General features: G+C 51.3%; 22 protein-coding genes. 12 read left to right on the forward strand and 10 right to left on the reverse strand.

Going from position 1 to position 21,029, the window contains the following annotated elements; translation table 11 throughout:
* Positions 1-57 precede the first annotated feature (57 nt).
* Together pyrE and AXA67_04355 are read left to right on the forward strand one after the other, a co-directional pair.
* Positions 58-702: an orotate phosphoribosyltransferase gene (gene pyrE / locus AXA67_04350; protein ID KXJ41569.1), complete on the forward strand. Its 645-nt coding sequence runs from the start codon at positions 58-60 to the stop codon at positions 700-702.
* 34 nt (positions 703-736) lie between these two features.
* A complete protein-coding gene (locus AXA67_04355) occupies positions 737-1,936 on the forward strand; it encodes a hypothetical protein (protein ID KXJ41570.1) in 1,200 nt (399 codons plus the stop codon).
* Here the strand turns inward: AXA67_04355 and AXA67_04360 are convergent.
* Genes AXA67_04360 through AXA67_04375 form a run of 4 tightly spaced genes read right to left on the reverse strand, consistent with a single transcriptional unit; the run spans position 1,922 to position 6,931 of the window.
* Positions 1,922-2,827, reverse strand: a complete 906-nt coding sequence (locus AXA67_04360) for an acetylglutamate kinase (protein KXJ41571.1) — start codon at positions 2,825-2,827, stop codon at positions 1,922-1,924. The two genes, AXA67_04355 and AXA67_04360, sit on opposite strands and share 15 nt — an antisense overlap.
* Positions 2,820-5,273: a hypothetical protein gene (locus AXA67_04365; protein KXJ41572.1), complete on the reverse strand. Its 2,454-nt coding sequence runs from the start codon at positions 5,271-5,273 to the stop codon at positions 2,820-2,822. Before AXA67_04365 ends, AXA67_04360 begins: the two co-directional genes overlap by 8 nt.
* A gap of 16 nt (positions 5,274-5,289) precedes the next feature.
* Positions 5,290-5,748 carry a deoxyuridine 5'-triphosphate nucleotidohydrolase gene (locus AXA67_04370; protein KXJ41573.1) on the reverse strand — a complete coding sequence of 153 codons (459 nt, stop codon included), beginning with the start codon at positions 5,746-5,748 and terminating at the stop codon, positions 5,290-5,292.
* Positions 5,714-6,931 (reverse strand): phosphopantothenoylcysteine decarboxylase, encoded by a 1,218-nt coding sequence (locus tag AXA67_04375; protein KXJ41574.1) that lies wholly within the window; start codon positions 6,929-6,931, stop codon positions 5,714-5,716. Before AXA67_04375 ends, AXA67_04370 begins: the two co-directional genes overlap by 35 nt.
* Before the next feature lie 47 nt (positions 6,932-6,978).
* Between AXA67_04375 and AXA67_04380 the strand changes: the two genes are divergently transcribed.
* Positions 6,979-7,653 (forward strand): hypothetical protein, encoded by a 675-nt coding sequence (locus AXA67_04380; protein ID KXJ41575.1) that lies wholly within the window; start codon positions 6,979-6,981, stop codon positions 7,651-7,653.
* Here AXA67_04380 and AXA67_04385 read toward each other — a convergent pair.
* Positions 7,645-8,544 carry a phosphoribosylaminoimidazolesuccinocarboxamide synthase gene (locus AXA67_04385; GenBank protein KXJ41576.1) on the reverse strand — a complete coding sequence of 300 codons (900 nt, stop codon included), beginning with the start codon at positions 8,542-8,544 and terminating at the stop codon, positions 7,645-7,647. The two genes, AXA67_04380 and AXA67_04385, sit on opposite strands and share 9 nt — an antisense overlap.
* A 75-nt stretch (positions 8,545-8,619) precedes the next feature.
* Here AXA67_04385 and AXA67_04390 point away from each other — a divergent pair, with 75 nt between their 5' ends.
* Together AXA67_04390 and AXA67_04395 are read left to right on the forward strand one after the other, a co-directional pair.
* Entirely contained in the window at positions 8,620-9,447 is an 828-nt protein-coding gene (locus AXA67_04390; protein KXJ41577.1) for a molecular chaperone DjlA, read from the forward strand.
* 121 nt (positions 9,448-9,568) lie between these two features.
* Positions 9,569-10,639, forward strand: a complete 1,071-nt coding sequence (locus AXA67_04395; GenBank protein ID KXJ41578.1) for an epoxyqueuosine reductase — start codon at positions 9,569-9,571, stop codon at positions 10,637-10,639.
* On the opposite strand, the gene AXA67_04400 is transcribed toward AXA67_04395, so the two are convergent.
* The 4 genes from AXA67_04400 to AXA67_04415 form a co-directional block, all read right to left on the reverse strand.
* Positions 10,622-11,146 (reverse strand): hypothetical protein, encoded by a 525-nt coding sequence (locus tag AXA67_04400; GenBank protein KXJ41579.1) that lies wholly within the window; start codon positions 11,144-11,146, stop codon positions 10,622-10,624. The two genes, AXA67_04395 and AXA67_04400, sit on opposite strands and share 18 nt — an antisense overlap.
* 199 nt (positions 11,147-11,345) lie before the next feature.
* A complete protein-coding gene (locus AXA67_04405) occupies positions 11,346-11,606 on the reverse strand; it encodes a hypothetical protein (GenBank protein KXJ41580.1) in 261 nt (86 codons plus the stop codon).
* 73 nt (positions 11,607-11,679) lie between these two features.
* Entirely contained in the window at positions 11,680-11,886 is a 207-nt protein-coding gene (locus AXA67_04410; GenBank protein ID KXJ41581.1) for a hypothetical protein, read from the reverse strand.
* A gap of 51 nt (positions 11,887-11,937) precedes the next feature.
* Positions 11,938-12,819 carry a hypothetical protein gene (locus AXA67_04415; protein ID KXJ41582.1) on the reverse strand — a complete coding sequence of 294 codons (882 nt, stop codon included), beginning with the start codon at positions 12,817-12,819 and terminating at the stop codon, positions 11,938-11,940.
* 167 nt (positions 12,820-12,986) lie between these two features.
* On the opposite strand from AXA67_04415, the gene AXA67_04420 reads away from it, so the two are divergent.
* From AXA67_04420 to AXA67_04430, 3 genes are read left to right on the forward strand one after another with little or no spacing between them, the layout of a single operon-like run.
* The gene (locus AXA67_04420; GenBank protein ID KXJ41706.1) at positions 12,987-13,460 is read left to right on the forward strand and encodes a phosphatidylethanolamine-binding protein; all 474 of its coding nucleotides are present in this window, start codon (positions 12,987-12,989) and stop codon (positions 13,458-13,460) included.
* Positions 13,461-13,510: 50 nt separating this feature from the next.
* Positions 13,511-14,479, forward strand: coding sequence for a hypothetical protein (locus tag AXA67_04425; GenBank protein ID KXJ41583.1), 969 nt, complete (start codon positions 13,511-13,513; stop codon positions 14,477-14,479).
* A 21-nt stretch (positions 14,480-14,500) separates the two neighbouring features.
* A complete protein-coding gene (locus AXA67_04430) occupies positions 14,501-15,712 on the forward strand; it encodes a hypothetical protein (GenBank protein ID KXJ41584.1) in 1,212 nt (403 codons plus the stop codon).
* Here the strand turns inward: AXA67_04430 and AXA67_04435 are convergent.
* On the reverse strand, positions 15,646-16,731 hold the full coding sequence (locus AXA67_04435) for a hypothetical protein (GenBank protein KXJ41585.1): 1,086 nt from the start codon (positions 16,729-16,731) through the stop codon (positions 15,646-15,648). The genes AXA67_04430 and AXA67_04435 overlap by 67 nt on opposite strands.
* A 16-nt stretch (positions 16,732-16,747) precedes the next feature.
* Between AXA67_04435 and AXA67_04440 the strand changes: the two genes are divergently transcribed.
* Genes AXA67_04440 through AXA67_04455 form a run of 4 tightly spaced genes read left to right on the forward strand, consistent with a single transcriptional unit; the run spans position 16,748 to position 20,998 of the window.
* On the forward strand, positions 16,748-17,800 hold the full coding sequence (locus tag AXA67_04440; protein ID KXJ41586.1) for an N-acetylneuraminate synthase: 1,053 nt from the start codon (positions 16,748-16,750) through the stop codon (positions 17,798-17,800).
* Positions 17,797-18,942: a UDP-N-acetyl glucosamine 2-epimerase gene (locus tag AXA67_04445; protein ID KXJ41587.1), complete on the forward strand. Its 1,146-nt coding sequence runs from the start codon at positions 17,797-17,799 to the stop codon at positions 18,940-18,942. Before AXA67_04440 ends, AXA67_04445 begins: the two co-directional genes overlap by 4 nt.
* A gap of 3 nt (positions 18,943-18,945) precedes the next feature.
* The gene (locus AXA67_04450; protein ID KXJ41588.1) at positions 18,946-20,301 is read left to right on the forward strand and encodes a hypothetical protein; all 1,356 of its coding nucleotides are present in this window, start codon (positions 18,946-18,948) and stop codon (positions 20,299-20,301) included.
* Positions 20,288-20,998, forward strand: coding sequence for a hypothetical protein (locus AXA67_04455; protein ID KXJ41589.1), 711 nt, complete (start codon positions 20,288-20,290; stop codon positions 20,996-20,998). The genes AXA67_04450 and AXA67_04455 overlap by 14 nt, the downstream gene beginning before the upstream one ends.
* Positions 20,999-21,029 lie beyond the last annotated feature (31 nt).

The following is a 21,029-nucleotide window of genomic DNA, read 5'->3' on the forward strand; positions in this document are numbered from 1 at the left end:
CCCACAACTTTTTCCACAATATGCGTGCATAACTCACATGCTCAATCACCTAAAATAATGCAAACCTACAAACAACAATTCATTCAATTCGCCATCGACTCGGGAGCACTGCGATTTGGCAGCTTTACCCTGAAATCCGGCCGCACAAGCCCGTATTTCTTCAATGCAGGGCTGTTCAATAGCGGCAGGCGGCTCAAAAAATTAGGGCAGTTCTATGCCAATGCGCTGCAGCAATCGGGACTGGATTACGACATGCTTTTTGGCCCCGCCTATAAAGGCATCCCTTTGGCGTGTGCCATCGCCATTGCCCTTGCAAGCGAGCACGGCCTGGATGTCCCCTTTGCCTTCAACCGCAAGGAAAGAAAGGATCATGGCGAAGGGGGGCAAATTGTGGGCGCGAACCTCGCAGGTAAGGTTTTGATTGTGGATGACGTTATCACAGCCGGCACTTCGGTCAATGAATCGGTTGTTCTAATTAACCAAGCCGGCGCTGCACCCTGCGGCGTGCTCATTGCCTTGGACCGGCAAGAGATCACCAATACCGGCAAATCCGCGCTCAGCGAAATCAGGCAGCGATACAACATGCCAGTCATCGCCATTGCCACCATGGAAGATGTCATTGCATTTTTAGAAAGCAGCGGCAAATTTACTGAAGAATTAGCTTCCATTCTCGAGTACCGAAAGCAATTCGCAAAAAGTTGACTGCCGCTTAAGACCAGCTAATCTTATAGATGAGATGTTAGATCCCGCTTTCAATCCCTTTTTGATAACCGCCGAGGCGATGCACCGCAGTTGGTCTTTTCTTCTGCGTGGCAGATTGCTGGTCAAACAGACTAAGAATCCACCTCGATTGGTAATAAGAAAGGGATGCGGCGAAACAGATACTGAAAAAGGTTTATTCCCTCTTTTTTTGCCCCCTATTCTTCGAATGACAGCCGTTCTACTAGCAGTCGGCGCCGGGCTAGGGGTTTATACCGCCAATGCCTGGGCGGAGGGCAAAATGTATCAATGGAAAGATAAGGACGGCAATATTCACTATTCCGACACCGTTCCAGCCGATGAATCTGAGCACCAGCGGATTATTTATGATAAGTCTCAGATGCGCAGGCTGAAAGTCGTCGAGCGGGCAAAAACCCCGGAAGAATTGGCCAGGGAGATGCGCCTGGCGCAACTTCGCCGGGAAGAAAAAAAATTACTCGACGAACAATTGGCCCGGGACCGCGCGCTGCTGCGCACCTACCGCAACGAAGAAGATCTGGAACTGGCTCTCAAGGGCCAGCTCAACACCATTGATGCCCGTATCAAAGTCCTGTCGGCCAATATCAAACGCCAATATGCCTTGCTCGATGCCCATATCAAAAAAGCCGCAGATATAGAACGCAAGGGCAAAAAACCCCCTAAAAGCTTGATTGAAAACATCCAGGCCACCCGCCGCCAGATCCAGCAACACCAGTTGAAAATCGCCCACGAAAACAAAGCCAAAGAGCTGGTCAGGCAAAAATATGCCAAAGACCTGCAACGTTTCCGCCGGTTGATGAAGCAAATGCAAAAAGGGATCAAAAAAACCGCCACCACCCGCCCCGATACGGAACCCTCCAGCAAACAGCGGGTGATTCTCAGCGTGGTGCATTGTACGGAAAACCACGATTGCGGCCGGGCCTGGCAGCTGGCACGCATCTATCTGAAAATGCACTCCAGTACGCCGCTTTATATCGACAGCGAGAACATTCTCCACGCCCACGACCCAATCAAGGAAGATGACATCGCCTTGACCGTGGCAAGGATTCACAACGACAAGTACGACACGCTATTTCTGGATGTGCGCTGCAAGCTCTCCACCATCGGTGAGGAAGTCTGCAAAAGCCCCAAAGTCAGGGAAATCCGCGCCGGTTTCGTTCATTTTATCCGGGAGGGATTGAGATCAACCGCCCAATAAGGTGCCAATCCCCCGGTCTGTGAAAAGCTCCAACAGAACTGCGTGCTCAATTCTGCCGTCGATAATATGGACGCTTTGAACTCCACCCTGAAGCGCGTCCATGGCGCAACGAATCTTGGGTATCATGCCCCCGGAGATCGTGCCATCGGCAATCAGGCGCGTCACTTCTTCCAGAGATAATCCGGTCAGCAAGGCGCCTTCTTTATCAAGAACGCCCAAGGTGTTGGTCAGTAAAATGAGTTTTTCCGCGCCCAAAACCTGGGCCATCTTGCCAGCCACAAGATCGGCATTGATGTTATAGGAACCGCCATCCTCGCCCACGCCAATGGGCGCAATCACCGGAATAAAATCTCCCTGCACCAGCATATCCACGACCGAAGGATCAATGCTTTCCACGTCGCCAACGTGGCCCAGGTCGATGATCTCGGGGGCTTGCGTTTCAAGAGATGAAGACTGAAAGGTAATTTTGCGGGCCCGGATCAAATCTCCATCCTTGCCGGTCAATCCCACCGCCGCGCCGCCGTGCTGATTGAGCAAGTTGACGATTTCCTTGTTGACCAACCCGCCCAAGACCATTTCCACCACATCCATGGTTTCGCTGTCGGTGACCCGCATCCCATCCACAAAATGGCTGGTTTTGCCTAGTTTATTTAACAGCTGGCCGATTTGCGGGCCTCCGCCATGGACAATCACCGGATTGATCCCCACCAGCTTCAAAAGCACCACGTCTCGGGCAAAGCTGTGTTTGAGCCCTTCATCCACCATGGCGTTGCCGCCGTATTTAATCACCATGGTCTTGCCCCGGAAACGGCGGATATAGGGCAATGATTCAATTAGAACATGGGCGATCCGACCGGCAAAATCTTCCGGCAAAGGAGGTTGTTTATCCATAATCCAGGGTTTCCTGAAAATTACCAAAAGGCACTTCAAAGGGGTTGTCCAGGGTTTCAATCCATTCTTTAAACCGGGCTTGAATCCGCGACAATGCTTCCTCGTCGTCGGCTTCGAAGCGGAAAACCAGGCTGGGCGTGGTATTGGAAGCGCGCACCAAACCCCATCCATCGGCAAAATCCACGCGCAGACCATCCAGTTTGCTCACTTTGGCATCACTGAAAAAAGTTTCTACCGAGCTGGACAAAGCCTCCATGATTTCCGCTGGCTGCCCTTCACTCATCTCGACGTTCAATTGCGGGGTGGCAACAGAACTGGGCAGCTGGGCAAAGATTTCTGCTGGAGAAAAAGGTTCTGAAGACAAGACTTCCAATAATCTCGCGGCGCCATAAATGGCGTCGTCAAAGCCGTACCAGCGCTCCTTGATTACCAAATGACCGCTAAACTCACCGCCCATTACCGCATTGACTTCTTCCATCTTCTTGCGGATGTTGCCATACCCGGAAGCAGACATCACCGGCCGGCCGCCATGTTGCACGATATAGCCCGCCAGATGCCGGCTGCATTTGACATCAAACACAATGTCACCACCCGGCTCCCGGGAAAGCACATCAGCGGTAAGTACCATCAGCACCTGGTCAGGCAGAATCATCTTGCCTTCCGAATCCACTACCGTCATCCGGTCGCCATCGCCATCAAATGCCAACCCCAGTTCTGCCTCGGCGTCGGATTTAACCCTGGCAATCAATTCCTTCAACGCCTCAGGTTGGGTCGGGTCAGGATCCCGGTCTCCATGGACCTCCACCACCTCGCAACCCAAAGTCCGCAGTAGCATGGGCATGAGAGGATCAGCCGCGCCACCACCGCAATCCACTATCACTTTCATGGGACGGCCGATTTGAATATCCTCCACGACCGCGCCAATATAATCGGCGGTCAAATCCTGGCTTTCCAGCGTCCCCACGCCGGAAGTAAAGTCACCCGTATCGATACGCTGTTTCAATTGCTTCAATTTCTCCCCATGACAAGGCTCGCCTCCCAGGACTATTTTGAGGCCGTTATACTTGCCGGGATTGTGGCTGGCGGTCACCATCACGCCAGACCGGGAAGTCAGATACTGGGTAGCAAAATAAACCAAGGGCGTCGGCACTGGCCCCAAATCAATCACATCCCGCCCGCTGGATTTGATCCCTTCAATCAATGCCTGGGCGTATTCGGCGCTGGAGTCCCGCTTGTCACGGGCGACAACTACCGATTGATCCCCCAAGGAATAGGCTTCACTGCCAATGGCGCGGCCTAAGACAAACAGAATTTCCGGGGTCAAGTCCTCGCCCACCACCCCGCGTATATCGTAGGCGCGGAAAATAGATTCCGGCACTTTGATATCTTCACTGACATTGATAGCGTGTTCTTCAGGCTCTGGCTCGGTGAAGGAGACAGATTGTGGTGCTTGCGGTTTTTCCTCCGCCTTTTCAGTGGTGGCGGATTCTTCCCGAGCTTCTTCAACCACTATTTGTGAAGGCTTTTTAACTACCCTCTGATTCAAGTGCATCAGACGGTTAATCAGCGGCTGTAACTCGTGGAGAATCACCGAATAACTCCCCTGGGCTTGCCCTGCCACCAGATCATTCACCAGGCTGTAAAAAGTGGTTTCATCCTTGCGCAATGCGGCACGAACTTTGCGAAGTCCCAGGAAAAACACCACGCCCAGCACAGCCAATGCCGCCAACCAGGCAATGCCGTATTGCATGGCGCCATTGAATTGTGGTGCGGGCGTCCAGTATATAATTTGCCATGAGGTGCCTGATACAGGTACTTGCCCAGAGATAGGTTCGGATTGTAATGGGTTGTCACCTTTAAGAGCCAGGGTCAAATCCCCCTGTTTCAACGCCATAGCCCCAATTTCGGGGGCGGAAATAGCGCGTTGCAGCCACTTCAAGGAAATACTGGCCAGAATCATGCCAACTGTTTCCCCTTCGTTCTTGATGGCCCTGGCAATAGCGATATGGCGGTCTGGCGATCCAAAAGCATGAACCGCAGGGGGAGGATTGCCTGTTTCGGCTTGGTGGACCAAATCCAAATCCGCGTAGCCCATGGCGGGCTTTCGGCTTTCATCCAGGGAATAGCTGCCCTTGGGCAATAACCGGACCAGTAAAGCACTGGGCACTATCGCAGCCGCTTGCTGTTCTTCATAGCGGAGTACTTCTCCACCCAGGTTTAAAGCATGGATTAAACCAGGATCTCGACTTAAGCCTTCTATCACAGCAATCAAATCCTGACTACGGCTGGCAAGCTGGGCAGCGGCGATTTTGGCGTGGTTACGCAGCTGTTGCTGTTGAAGTTCACGGGTTTGCGTCCAGGAAAAATAATATCCCGCGCCCACAAGCAAAGTCAGCACCAACAACACAGTGGTGAATAATAAAATTAACAATCGGGCCAGGCTCATATTTACATTTCCATGCTCAATGGCGGCCGGTATGGCCGAATCCGCCTTCGCCCCGCTCAGATTCAGAAAAGGCATCGACTACTTGAAAGTCTGCCTGCACCACGGGCACAAACACCATTTGCGCAATCCGCTCGCCCACCTGGATAGTGAAACTTTCTCCCCCCCGGTTCCAGCAAGACACCATTACCTCCCCTTGATAATCAGAGTCAATCAACCCCACTAAATTCCCGAGCACGATGCCATGTTTGTGCCCCAAGCCGGAACGAGGCAACAGCACTGCGGCCAAAGACGGATCGCCAATGTGAATGGCCAGTCCCGTGGGAATCAGAGCCGTTTCTCCCGGCACTAGTATCAGCGGGCTTTCCAGACAGGCCCTTAGATCCAGACCGGCGGAACCGGGAGTAGCATAGCCAGGCAAGGGAATGCTGTCTCCCAAACGCTTATCGAGAATTTTCAGTTGAATTTTGTGCTTCATAACGTTCTGCAATCAAACCAATCAAGCGCCGCGCCAGGGTTAATTTGGAGGCAAGGGGAAGACGGGTTTCTCCACCCGGCCAAAAGACATGCAAAGCATTCTCATCCACCTCAAACCCCTGCTTTTCCCCAACGAGATTGGCGGCGATCATATCCAAATTCTTGCGCACCAGTTTATCTTTGGCATACTGCTCCAAGGATTGGGTTTCCGCAGCGAACCCAACGGAAAAGGGTTTATTATCCAGCTTTGTCACCGTTGCCAGAATATCGGTGGTAGGCACCAATGCCAATTGTATTGGGCCTGTTTGTTTCTTAACCTTGTTTTCCTCTTTTTGAAGTGGAGCGTAATCCGCCACTGCCGCGGCTGAAATAAAAATATCCTGCTTCTCCACGATGTTCATGACCGCGTGGTACATTTCCGCGGCGCTTTCCACCGGGATCAATTTTTCCGCGGCTGGCGGCTGCAACGCTGTCGGCCCTGAAATCAGGGTAACTACCGCGCCAGCTTCGTGTGCTGCCTGGGCCAGCGCATAACCCATTTTCCCGGAGCTGCGGTTACTGATATAACGCACCGGATCGATAGCCTCCCGGGTCGGTCCTGCTGTTATCAACACCTTGACGCCCTGTAACTGTCCCGTTTGCCTTCCATCATCTAAATAGGCCAGTATTTCCGCTGGCTCCAACATCCGCCCCGGGCCGGTTTCCCCACAGGCTTGCTCCCCTTCGGCAGGCCCTAATATCTCTACGCCCCGCTGCCGCAAACTATTGACGTTGGCCTGAGTCGCTGGATGCCGCCACATGGCGCAGTTCATTGCCGGCGCCACCAAAAGCGGACATTCCGCCACCAAGCAAAGGGTAGCTAATAAATCATCCGCCAACCCTGCATTAAGTTTAGCCAGAAAATCAGCGCTTGCCGGCGCCACCAGAATTCGATCGGCCCAGCGCGCCAATTCGATATGCCCCATGGCCGCCTCGCTTGCCTCATCCCACAAAGAAGTCCGGACGCTGCGGCCTGACAACGCTTGGAAGGTCATGGGGGTAACAAAACGGGTGGCCGCTTCGGTCATCACAACTTGCACCTCATCCCCCCGGCGGCGTAAAAGACGCGCCAGTTCTGCCGATTTATAGGCGGCAATTCCTCCCGTCACCCCTAATACAATCCGCCCCCTGCAAGATTGATTCATTGGTCTATGCTTGGATTAGGCATAATCAATAACTTAACTGAACCACTATGGCAATCAACGACTGGCCAATTCAAGAACGACCTCGCGAGAAATTGTTGGAGCGCGGCCCGCAAGCGCTTTCCGATGCGGAATTGCTGGCCATTTTCTTGCGTACCGGCATGCGGGGAAAAAGTGCGGTTGATTTGGCGCGGGACCTGCTTAAAGAGTTTGGTTCGCTGCGCGCATTGCTTGAGGCGGATGCCAAACAATTTACCGAACACAAAGGGCTTGGGTTGGCCAAATACGCCCAACTTCAGGCGGCGATGGAAATTGCCCGGCGCCATCTGCAAGAAACCTTGCAGCGGGGCGAACCCATGAAGGATCCGGAGGTTACCAAGATTTTTTTGCAGCGTCATTTGCGTGATTATCCCTTCGAGGTATTTGCCGCGTTGTTTCTCGATACCCGCCACCGGGTGATTCGCTTTGAAGAATTGTTCCGGGGCACATTGGATGCCAGCAGTGTTTATCCCAGAGAAGTCGCCCGCCGCGCCCTCGAATTAAATGCCGCGGCGGTCATTTTCGCTCATAACCATCCGTCAGGTGTGGCTAAGCCCAGTGAAGCAGACAAAGCGATCACCAAAAAATTGCAAGAAACATTGGCATTATTCGACATCCGGGTATTGGACCACATTATTATTGGCGATGGTGAAATCTATTCTTTTGCCGAACATGGCTTAATCTGAATTCTCACCAATCAAGCGTTTTTCCGCCTCCCGGTATTTTTCCGCCGTTTTGGCAATAACCTCCGGCGGCAGATGAGGTGCGGGTGGTTTTTTATCCCATCCGACCGATTCCAGGTAGTCGCGAATAAACTGCTTGTCAAAACTTGGGGGACTGATGCCCACTTGGTATTGATCCACCGGCCAAAACCTCGAAGAATCGGGCGTCAGCAGTTCGTCGATCAGATATAAGTGCCCTTCCCCGTCCAAGCCAAACTCAAATTTCGTATCCGCGATAATGATACCCCGCCCCTTGGCATATTCGGCAGCCTCTGTGTAAATCCACAAACTGACTTCCCGCACCTTCTGGGCAATTTCCCGTCCCAGTAATTTGACCGTGTGGGCAAAATCGATATTTTCATCGTGGTTGCCAATTTCCGCCTTGGTGGAAGGGGTAAAAATGGGCTCAGGCAATTGTTGGGCCTGCTGCAGTCCTGGCGGCAACGGAATGCCACAGATTGCCCCGTCGCGTTGATAGTCGCGCCATCCGGAGCCAATCAGAAAACCGCGTACAATCGCTTCCACCGGCAATGGCTGTAGTCTTTTCACCACTACCGCCCGCCCACTCACCTGTTCGCGCTCTTCAGGGTCAGGCAATACTTTTTCCAGCGGAATCCCTGCTAAATGATTGACGATTACCTCCTCCATCCTGGCGAACCAAAAATTGGAGAGCCGGGTTAAAATCCGTCCTTTTTCTGGGATAGGGTCAGGCAAAACGACATCAAATGCGGACAATCGATCGGTTGTGACAATCAGCAAATGCTCGCTATCGACTTCATAAATATCCCGGACTTTGCCCCGCCCTAATAATTTCAGGCTTTTCAGGTCAGATTCATACAAGGTTACAGGAGGCATGGGTATTTTTTCCTAAACACATAAAAATGCCATAATGGGATTTTTTATTCATTTTCGCAAGCAATCTTCAACAATATGAGCTGGCTGGGTAAAGTTTTTGGGGGAACTTTCGGATTTATGCTGGGCGGACCGTTGGGTGCGCTGATGGGCGCGGCCATTGGCCATCAATTCGACCGGGGCATGGAAGGCATGGAATCCTTCGCCCGTATCGAGCCAGGCCGGCAGGAACGCATCCAAATGGCCTTTTTCACCGCCACTTTCTCGGTCATGGGCCATCTGGCCAAAGCCGATGGCCGAGTTACCGAGGCGGAAATCGATATGGCCCGCCAAATCATGGACCGCATGGAACTGCCCCAGGAAATGCGCGAAGCCGCCATCCGCCTGTTCAACGAAGGCAAATCCCCCCATTTCCCCTTGGACGACGCCCTGCAACAATTCCGGCACGAAGTGGGGCGCCGCTCGACACTCATCCGGGTATTTATCGAGATTTTATTACAATCGGCTTACGCCGACGGCCATCTCCACCCCATCGAAGAGCGGCTATTGCTCCATATCTGTGAAAAACTGGGCTTCTCCCGCTTCGAATTCCAGGCTTTGAGGGCTTTCATGGAAGCGCAGCTGCGCTTTTCCCAACAGCGTTATCAACAGCAACGCGGTCATTATCACCACAGAAGATCCACTCCCAGATCGCCAAGCCTGTCAGATGCCTATGCCGTTTTGGGACTCTCCCGCAGCGCCAGCGTTGCCGAAGTCAAGAAAGCCTACCGGCGACTGATGAGTCAACACCATCCCGACAAACTGGTCGCCAAAGGGTTACCGGAGGAAATGGTAAAAATCGCCACGGAAAAAACCCAAAAGATCCGGGAAGCCTACGAAATCATCATGCGGACAAAAAAACGTTAAAATGGCGAAACACTCTCTTCTCCGTGCTTGATTAATAAAGTCAATCTTCGATTGTAACGTCTCCATCATTGTAACCCTCTCAAAATATTATTCTTTTGCCTCAAGCCGGAACAATCACCCAATGGATATTAACTACCGCCAATTGGCCCGACAGATTAAAACGTGGGGGGCGGAATTGGGTTTTCAATCAGTGGGCATCACTGATACCGACCTAAGCCAGGCAGAGAAGGAATTCAACGACTGGCTGGCCAACCAATATCACGGCGAAATGAATTACATGGGACGCCATGGCCATAAACGCACCCGACCTCAGGCCTTGGTACCCGCCACTTTATCGGTCATTTCCGTGCGGATGGAATACTTGCCTGAATCCGCTCAGGCCATGGAATCCGTATTAAACCGGCCAACAATGGGATATATATCGCGCTATGCCTTGGGCAGGGATTACCACAAAGTCATCCGTAAACGCTTACAACAGTTGGCAAATAAAATTGAAAAGGCCGTTGGGCCTTTTGGTTACCGGGTCTTCTGCGATAGCGCTCCGGTATTGGAAAAACCCTTGGCCAATAAAGCAGGTTTGGGTTGGATAGGCAAACATACCAACTTGATTGCCTACAAAAATGGCTCCTGGTTTTTTCTTGGAGAAATTTATACGGATTTGCCACTGCCCTCAGATAAGCCGGTTGAAACTTCTCACTGCGGTAGTTGCCGGGCTTGTATTGATATCTGCCCGACCAAGGCCATTGTCGCCCCTTATTTATTGGATGCCCGCCGCTGTATTTCCTATTTGACCATAGAACTTAAAGGTTCCATTCCGGAAGAATTTCGTAAGGCCATTGGCAACAGGATTTACGGTTGCGATGATTGCCAGATAGTTTGTCCCTGGAACCGCCATGCCCAAATGACCCTCGAGACTGACTTTTTGCCCAGGAACCATTTGGATCAGCCAGATCTAAGAGAACTTTTTCTGTGGGATGAGCCAACGTTTCTGGCAAAAACCGAAGGGTCCGCTATTCGGCGGCTAGGACATACACGTTGGTTGCGAAATATTGCCGTCGCACTGGGTAATGCGCCTTCTTCTGAAGCAATTATTCAAGTATTGAAACAACGCCTGAATGACGCTTCCCCGTTGGTTCGAGAACATGTCAGGTGGGCGTTGAATCAGCATATCGAACTAGCGGTGAAAAGGTGAAATCTGCCGCAGTAATACGTGTCGGCATAAGGTATGAAACAGCGCCATGCCTACGTGGATATACCAATAGATCCACACCAATTCCCCACCGGCTTCATGCATTTCAAGCAAAATTTCAAAGCTTTCAGGCAGTTTTCCTTCCGGGGGAATCACCATAAAAATGGCAAATCCCGTCAACCCCTGGTAAGTCACACTCAATAATCCCAATCCTTGGATCAAACCAGGCAATCCCGGCTGAGGACCGCCTGCAGGCAATTTTCCCAAAATTAGCCCTTTAACATCTTCCAATACATACAACAACCCTGCCCTGTTACAAGGCAATATCCGCCTGATTCCTCCATCACGCCCCCCCATTAGCCAAAACCATTTGAGGATGACAATACTCAAGGCCGCCAATCCGAAAAGCTCATGAGCGATAAATGCCCACTTTTCCAAACCTTCCCCCTCGCCGGGCTCTTCCATGATTAAGCTCAAGAAAAGCTGGGCGGTCACAGTGATTGCGAGCATAAAATGCAACCATCTGGTTGTACGGGACCATTCCTCGGCGCCACTTTTCGTCTTACCCAACTTTTTACTCCATCAAAACTCGATTTCGCCTCATTTTTACAAAAAAGGCCCGACAACCGGGAGGTTATCGGGCCTTCCAACATATCGAAGAAAAGGAGATAGATGCAAATTGTACTAGTTCACATTCAATCAACAGGCATCATACCCGTTCACGAATTCTCTGGTAGGCATTTTTCAACTCTTCGCCTACCACCTTTGCAGATTCAATCACATCTTCTGCTACATCCTTGCCTTCCTCTAGTATTTCATCGGCCTTAGTTTTAAAGTGCTCCCACTGTTTTTCCGCTTTGTCCCACTCTTCTTGGAGTTCCATCTTGGCCAAGTGCATTTTGACCTTCAACTCGTCGCGTTCCTGCTTCAATGTCTCAAGCAGCTCATTTATGTCAACTTTTAGCGCCATCGGTTGCCCTCTTTTAATTAATGATTTACAGAATAAACATGCGGCTAACTAACAGGAAATTCAACCCCCAAAATCAATCTTCATCCATCACCAAATCGTCGCCGATTTGTTCCTTTAAACGCTTCAGCTCCATATATTCCTCGACTTTCCTGCGGGCATCGATTTTGTCATCGTCCTTTTTCCACTTGGAAAAAAGCGCTTCAACTTCTTTTTCAATATCAGAATTTTCGTGCTGAGATTTAAAGGTATTGAGATCGGATTTATTCTTATCTTGAGACATCAATTGCCACCTCCCAGACAAGTCAAAACAGTAACACCTATCGTTGAAGTCTTAGCGTAACTGTGACAACAGTTCCTCCATCATGGTTTCAGCCTGATGTAAATAACTCCTTCCAAATAGATTGAGATGATTGAGCACATGGTAAAGATTGTAGAGAATCTTGCGAATCGCATAGCCTTCATCCAAAGGCGTGTTAGCTTCATAGGCGTCAAAAAAATCCCGGCCAAACCCGCCAAAAAGCTCGGTCATCGCCAGGTCTGTTTCTCTGTCCCCCCAATAGCAGGCTGGATCATAAATAACAGGATCACCTGCCACTGTCATCGCCGCATTGCCAGACCACAAATCCCCGTGCAGTAAGGATGGAAAGGGGTGATGTGTAGCAAACAATGCATCCATTTCTCCCAACAGGTTTTCACCGAGCTTCTGTAATCGTCCACCAAAGCCGTTTTTTTCCGCCAATTCAAGTTGAAATCCCAACCGGTGCTCTCTCCAAAAGGCCGGCCAGTCGTCGCTTGCCGGATTGAATTGGGGTGTAGACCCAATCCAATTATTCCTTGTCCAACCAAAATAAGGCTGCTCAATAGCGTGCAAGGCAGCTAATTGTTCACCCAGCACCCTCAGTGCCTTATTAGTAATGGGGACAAAGGGGATATATTCCAATAGCAAATAGGCGTAATCCCCGGTCTCCCCGCAACCAAGGGGTTGGGGAACCTTGACCGTATCGGCATTTGCCAATGCTTGTAGACCTTGTTTTTCTGCTTCAAACATAGCCAGCATCCCTGGCCGGTTGAGCTTGATGAAAAAGCGTTGGCCATTTCCCTCAATCAGCCAGCAGCTATTAATACACCCGCCGCCTTGTTTTTCTGCCTTTTCAACGGAAAACCCGGTGCCTATATTATTTTTTATCTGTCTTTCTAGTGCCTGCCACTGCATAGAAAATGATCCCCTAAAACAAAAAGGGTTATAATAATTCAAGCTTGCCAGCAAGGAGGAAGGCCACCATGGAATCCAAACAATTCACACAATTCCTAACTGCTTTATTGGCTCTGGTATTCTGGTTACCCATTCTATCCGCCCAACCCGACAAAGGGAGGTCCGCCATGACCATGACAATACAATCCCCTGCTTTCTCTCATAACGGAGAAATCCCGCCCCGCTATACTTGTGACGGTGAAGATATTTCCCCTCCTTTGGCCTGGTCCGGCATTCCCGATGGGGCTAAAAGTCTGGTATTGATTGTCGATGACCCTGATGCGCCCGACCCCAAGGCGCCCAAAATGACCTGGGTGCATTGGGTTCTGTACAACATTCCACCAAATACCGCGGGCCTGCCTGAAAATATTTCCCGAAGTGAATTGCCCACTGGCACCTTGGAAGGATTAAACGACTGGAAACGCACAGGCTACGGCGGCCCTTGTCCCCCGATTGGCAGGCATCGGTATTCTTTCAAACTTTACGCTTTGGATACCGTGTTGCCGGACCTTGGCACTCCCACCAAGGCGCAACTGGAAAAAGCGATGTCGAATCATATTTTGGATAAAGCGGTTCTGATTGGCACTTATCAACGCCATTAGCCCAAATGGCAATGCCGACAATCGCCAAATAAGGGAAGATAAAAATAAGCATGTCAACCGATACTTGTGATCTTTGCCGGGCTTCTAATTTCGCAATTGTCGCTCAGCCTGGCAAAGATCATTGTCAAATCGGGTTATGCCGCCGATGCGGTCTTTTTTTCGCCACCCCAAGATTAGACGCATCCGAGCTTGAAGCGTTTTATCATTCACAGTTTACTGGAGATGCCGGCAGCAAAGCCTTGAGTCAAGGAGGTTTTCCCCGGCAAAAAAAAATCCGCTCAGAAGAAAAACATGTAAAATTCTGGGCCCTGCCAAAAGTGTTAGAACAATTTTCACCCGAGGGACGACACATTCTGGATCTTCGTTCCCGCTCTGGCGCATTGTCACAAGCCTTAACTCAGCAGGGAGCTGATGTCGTTACGGTTGATCCGTTCCCGGCCAACCTCAATTATGCCCGGCAAGTCCGGAACCTTAACCAGACACGGCTGGTTTCCACCACCGAAATTCATTTGCTGAATGATTTTAAGCAAGCCCAGTTCGATGCCATCACTGTGCTCACTATCCACTTACTATCTCACCTCCTATCCCCCCACCTTTTTTTACAAAACGCATGGCGGGTACTAAAACCTGGAGGATGGATTTTATTAATTGAAAAAGATGTGCTTCGTCCAAATTACAAGCCTGCTCGTCCAACGCCTTTTTCCAGCGGAACAGCGCACCAATTTCATCTCACTAAAGAAACCCTGGCTTTGTATTTACAGGCTGCCGGTTTCCAAATCATCCAATGCCGACTCGATTCTGATTTTGCCACAAGCCAAAACCAAATCGTCTACGCCGTAGCTAGAAAGGCTGAACAGACTCCGGTTATTTCCACTAATTTATTTACCCCTGCCCGACACCATTTTGACGCTTATATGCAACGCTGCCGCAAACTAGAGTTATTCCGGTTTGGCTATGCCTTTACTGGTCAACTACGGCGGCGAAAACAAAAAATTCTCAGAAAATTAAAATCGGTTTAAATACGATCTACCGACAAATCAATGGCACTTCCTTTTTTTGCCTATTCCGGATTTCTTTTCCTTTTTTTTATCATCTTTATTCCTTCAGGGAAAATCATTTGGGGAAGCTACGCCGCGCTAGTGATTCCACTTTCTGCCCGTTACCTCCCAAACTATTGGGACAGCGTAAAACAAAGCTTTTTATTTAAATGGATTCTTGTCTATCTGGGTTATCTTCTCTTGAGCGCGTTCTGGTCCCCGGTTTTTGACTTGAGAGAATTTATCTACCGGGTCGGCGGCGCTTTGACCATGGCCCATTTCGTCCTGTTGACCGCCGGTTTGAAAACCGCTTTTCCTGATCGCTTTGATCGCTTGCTGAGCGGCCTTTGCCCTTGGGTGGGCGCCATTGCCCTGCTGGTCATCACCCTTTGGTATAGTGACCACCCCTTCCCAACTTCGCGCATGGAAGGGTTTGGCTATCTGACCCATCCTATCCGCAGCAGCGCTGCATTTGGTGTGTTTGCCCTGATCGCCTGGCAAGCGTTATATCATTACCGTGTGATTTGGCTTCGTTTGTTATTTTTCAGCGTTTTTATTGTCATTCTCGCTTATCTCAGTGTTAGTTGGACACGCACCGTCTTAATCGCTTTGTTTGCCAGTGTAATTGCCATGCTGGTGCTCAAACGCCACCGGATTCCCCTGTTTCTTATGTTAGGCCTGATACTTCTCGTGGCCACAATCCTTTGGTGGCTGCCGGATTTTTCCGATAATCTCTTGCGGGCTATGCCCTATCGCCGTCTGATTTGGATGGATGCGCTTGAAAAAGCCTTGCAGCATCCCTGGTTTGGCAGCGGATTTTTAGCAGACACCTCTGGCACACTGGTGCTGAGTAATGGCCAACCCTACCGTTATGGTGACGCCCATAGTTTTTTCATTGCCAATTTTCGCGACGGCGGCGTTGTCGGCTTATCGCTGGCGCTGACGATGCTGGGACTGGCGCTCTATGTTACCTTGCAAGCAGGCCGGGAATCCGGCCGCTACCTTCACTTGGCCTTAATTATTTACGGAATTATCTGCGTCACGCCCAATGAATGGGAATTGTTGACCGGCACCAAGGAAGGATGGATGTTTTTCTGGCTGCCGCTGGGACTGGCCGTGAGCGATGAAATCAAACTCAAACGGTTGAATTATCCCTCGAACAAGCCCTTGATACGACTAACGACCTTGGGCAAATCGTCGGTAAGTTCGCCTTGAGGCACGCTGAAAATCTCTCCTTGCCCCAAAGGAACCGCCGCCCCATGTTCGTAGAGCCAGCGGTGAATACGCTCCAAATCCCGCAAATAACCAATCAACCCCGTGGAAAGCAATGCCATGCCTACCCGCCCAATCACGGATGCATCGGGAGAACGGTAAAGCAACAATTTTGATAGATGCACTACCAAACGATGCAATAACGGAAAACGAACGGGCAACGGATAAATGGCCAAAGGCTTTTGGAGACGGGCGACTTCCACCATCATGGAGATACTGTCGCCAGTAACCACAAACGCATCGGCCAAGCCCAACAGAGCAAAATAGGGATTGTCTTCGTCTGTGCCCCAACGAAAGACGCGTAAATCCGGATCATCGATTTCGGCCAGTGCTTTTGATACCTCCGCCGGCGTGCGGCGGCTAGTGCAAACATATAAAGTACCAGTTCCCGCCAGGGCACGGGATTTTTCGAGAATATCGTGGAGAACTTCTCTATCCAGCCGGTAAGGCTGCGTCACCCCGCCAATTAAGACAGCCACCAACGGACGGGGAAAACCGGAAAAGCGTTTTTCCCAGTATTCCACAGCTTCGGCAATTTTCTCTTGTGGCGGGTACATCAAGGGCAACCCAAAAGAAAATGCCTTGGGATGCTGTGGCAACGCATACTGAGCAGGCGCCAGTACCAGATCATAAGGCGCCCAATAACGCTTGGGGCGTCCCAGTAAAACAATCTTGGCATGCCCCCCTGACTGCGCTTTAATCCAGGCCGCCACCATGGCGGGACGCCTGCCCACGGTGATGACTAAATCCGGCCAGGGCGGGGAAAGATCATCGGTTTTTGACAGGTCCACATGATAGAGGGAAGGCTTAAAACGCGGCTTGCCTTTATCGTAGCGGGACTTAAAATGTATGGTTTTCCATTCAAAGGGCCATTGCAATGCCTTGGCAATCCTTTCCACCTGGGCATTGTCCCCAAGCTTATTGCCCACGACTAACCATACCTTAGGCAGTTTTTTATCCATTGATCTTTAAAACTTGATGAACGTCGAAAAAAAATTGACTTGGCTCCACAATCCCCATCCCAATGCCGCTTGCACCATCATTGCCGAAGTGGCGCAAGCCCACGATGGCAGCCTGGGCATGGCCCACGCCTTCATCGACGCCATAGCCACCACCGGCGCCGATGCGGTCAAATTCCAGACCCATATCGCCGCCGCGGAAAGCACGCCGGGAGAACCGTGGCGGACCCGCTTCAGTCTACAAGATGAGACTCGCTATGACTATTGGCGGCGCATGGAGTTCACCCCCAAACAATGGCAAGGCCTGAAAGAACATTGTCAGGATCTGGGACTGTTGTTTTTGAGCACGCCTTTTTCCGATCAGGCTTTTGAGCTGCTGCAAAAGATAGGCGTTGCCGGCTGGAAAGTGGCTTCCGGGGAAATCACCAACCGTCCGTTGCTGGAAAAAATGGCGCATACCGGGTTGCCTATTTTGCTCTCTACGGGCATGAGCACCCTGGATGAAATCGATCAGGCGGCAGGCTGGATCAAGCCCTTTCCCACCCCCCTGGCGGTCATGCAATGCACTTCCCAATACCCTTCCAAGGCGGAAAACATCGGCCTGAATAATATCCCGTTGTTTAAAGAGCGCTATGGGGTGGCCGGATTATCCGATCATTCGGGAAAGATTTACCCTGGCCTGGCCGCCGTCGCCCTCGGCGCCAAAGTCATTGAAGTTCATGTGACGCTGAGTCGTTTCATGTTTGGCCCGGATGTCCCCGCATCGCTCACTGTCGAAGAGCTGACCCAATTGGTGGAAGGCATCCGCTTTACCGAAGCCATGCTGGCCCATCCCCTGGATAAAACCTGTTTACCGGAACCGGTACGGGAGTTGCGTCGGATTTTCATGAAAAGCATTGTTGCCAGCGAAGACCTTGCTGCGGGAACTACTTTGACCGAATCCCATCTGACCATCAAAAAACCCGGCACGGGCATTCCCCCTTTTGAAATCCACCAGCTGATAGGCAAACGCCTGCGCCGGGATGTCAGCAAAGACCAACCCTTGAGTTGGCATGACTTGGATACCCCATGAGCAAACGTAAAATCTGCGTCGTCATCACCGCCCGTCCCAGTTATGCCCGTTTCCGCACTGCCATGGCGGCGATTGCCGGGCACCCCGATCTGGAACTGCAAATTGTCACCGCCGCTTCCGCCATTCTGGAACGGTTCGGCTATCCGGACCGGGTGATAGAAGCCGATGGTTTCAAGATCGATTACAAGCTCCATACCATGCTGGAAGGCGGCAATTTAATCACTTCGGCCAAATCCACCGGCCTGGGCATCATCGAGCTGGCTTCGGTTTTTCAAGCGTTGCAGCCCGATGCCGTGGTCACCATCGCCGACCGGTTCGAAACCCTGTCCACCGCCGTGGCGGCCTCCTATATGAATATTCCCTTGATTCACATTCAAGGGGGTGAAATTACCGGGAATATTGATAACAAAGTCCGCCACGCCATCACCAAACTCTCGGACCTGCACCTGGTCGCCTCCACCCCGGCCCGGGAGCGGGTGATCGCCATGGGCGAAGCACCCGACAAAGTCCACGTCACCGGCTGTCCTTCCATCGATATCGCCCGGCAAGTCATGGAAGATCCGGAAATCAAAGTGGATATTTTCGCCACTTACAAAGGGGTGGGACCCAGGATTGATTGGCATCGGCCTTATCTGGTGGTCCTGCAACACCCGGTCACGACGGAAACCGAATCCGCCCTGCAGCAAATCGAAGAAACCCTGCACGCAGTTCATGACTGCGGCCTGCCGACCCTGTGGTTCTGGCCCAATATCGACGCCGGTTCAGACGTGGTGTCCCATGGCATCCGCGCCTTCCGCGAACGCTACAACCCGGCCAACATTCATTTCTTCAAGAATATGCCGCCGGAAGACTTTCTCCGTTTGCTCTACCATAGCCTGGCGATTGTGGGCAATTCCAGCGTGGGCATCCGGGAATGTGCTTACCTGGGCGTGCCGGCCATCAATATCGGCAGCCGCCAGCAAGGCAGGGACCGGGGCCGAAATGTGATTGATATCGGCTATGACCGGCGGCAAATCATGCAAACCATCCAATCCCTGAAAAACCAACCCCGCCCCCCTTCGGACTTCATTTATGGAGACGGTCATGCGGGCCGGAAAATTGCCGAGATTTTGGCCCAGGCGCCCCTTTCCTACAGTAAATAAGCTATGCATCAAAACATTCTGCTGCCGGTGGAAATCAAAAACCGCGAATTGGATGCCATGATTCTTCTAGCGTGCATCTTGGCTGAACAAGGAAGTCACGTCATCATGGGCGATAGAAGAACCATTAAAGTAAATATCCACCATTTTCCCCGCAGCTTGTATCTGGGAAAAAGCGTGACCGGTGATATCAACAAACATTACCGTTACTATCAGCGCTTGGGACACACGGTTACCGCCTTGGATGAAGAAGGCTTGGTGATTTACTCCAAAGACATTTATCTTACCCGCCGGGTGGGCGTGGAGACTTTACGTCATGTGAGCGCTTTATTTGCCTGGGGTAAAGAAAACGCGGGAATCTGGCAATCCTGTCTGCCAAAAGAACAAACCGGAAAAGTCCATATCACTGGCAACCCTCGGTTTGACCTGCTTAGAACCCCGCTGCGGGAAATCTACCGCGAACAAGCAGAAAAATTAAAACAACGGTATGGCCCTTATGTCTTGTTTAACAGCAACTTTCATTGGGTCAACACACGCAACCAGTTTTACACCCGCTTACCGGACCCGGATGATATCGCCTCGGGAAAAATCCCCGTCCCCCCTTTTTATAATCCGGAACTGGCCCGTTACCGGATCGGACTCTTTCGGGCCTTTTTGGATGCCCTGCCCCAACTGGCGGAACAGTTTCCCGGCGTTCAATTCATTCTCCGCCCCCACCCGGCGGAAAATCCAGCGCCTTGGGAACAAGCCACCGCCCATCTTGTCAATTGTCACGTCATCCACGAGGGCGAAGTGATTCCCTGGATCTTAGGCAGTCAGGCAGTGCTTCATCACAGTTGCACCACCGCGGTTGAAGCGACGGTATTGGGCAAGCCGGTAGTGTGTTACCGGCCGTTGAAAGACGAGGCACTCGACCCGGAATTACCTATCCGCCTCAGCCGCCAGGCAACTTCAGAGGCAGCCCTTATAGAACTATTTGGAGAAATCCTCTCATCGCAAACAACTTCGAATCCGAAGCCCATCCCAGATTATTTAAAGCAGCATGCCGCTGCCTTGGAAGGCGAGCTGGCGAGCGACCGAATCGCCAAGGTCATGCGCACCCTGCCCGCGGAACATTATTCCTGGCTTGACCGGTTGAACGGCTGGCAAAAAAAACAAATCAAACAAATCAGAAGAAAACTAAAAGCGTGCTTGGGCAAACCGGTCCGCAGCGCCAATCCCCATATTTTCGCCCCCACCCGTTTGGAAGAAGTCAAGGAGCGAGCCAACGCTTATGGCAAATTATTGAACCGTTTTGACCGGGTTCAGATAGAAGAACTCCACCCTAATGTTTTCCGATTTCAGAATCATGTGGCAAGATAAAACGGTTTTAGCAGTGGTGCCGGCCCGGGGCGGCAGTAAAGGCATTCCCCGTAAAAATTTGTGCAAAGTAGGAAACCGCAGCCTGATTGGCTGGGCCGCCCACGTCACTCAGCAACTCCCCTGGATTGACTTGGCGATTTTATCCACAGACGATCCGGAACTGGCCGAGGAAGGCCGCCAATATGGCCTTCAAGTACCTTTTCTCAGACCCCGTGAACTTGCCACGGATACCGCTTTAGGCATTGATGTCTGGCGCCATGCCTGGCTGGAAGCGGAAAAGTGGCAAAGTAAAACCTTCGAGCTTGGTCTTTATCTTCAACCCACGACCCCATTACGGCAACCGGAAGATATTACCCGCACATTGAAAACATTAGTTTCTGGTTCTTACAAAGCCGCGACTACTATCGCACCGGTTCCCGGCCATTATGTTCCCGAGAAAATCCTTATCCTGGAAGACAATTGCTGCGTGGCCCCTTATTTACCCGAGCAAGTCGTCTCCAATCGCCAACAGGCAAAAAATTATTACTACCGTACTGGTGCTTGCTATGCTGCGTGGCGCAACACCATTGTCAATGAACGAACCCTCATCGAAGCTGACTGTGCCGGTGTGATCATCGAGTCATTTACGCCCAATATCGACGACCCCATAGAATTGGAATTTGCCAATTTCTTATTCCAGAAAGCTTCACGGGAATAGTGATAACGTCGAAATTTACCTGACTCACGCT

The organism is Methylothermaceae bacteria B42 (assembly GCA_001566965.1).
Classification (GTDB): Bacteria; Pseudomonadota; Gammaproteobacteria; order Methylococcales; family Methylothermaceae; genus Methylohalobius.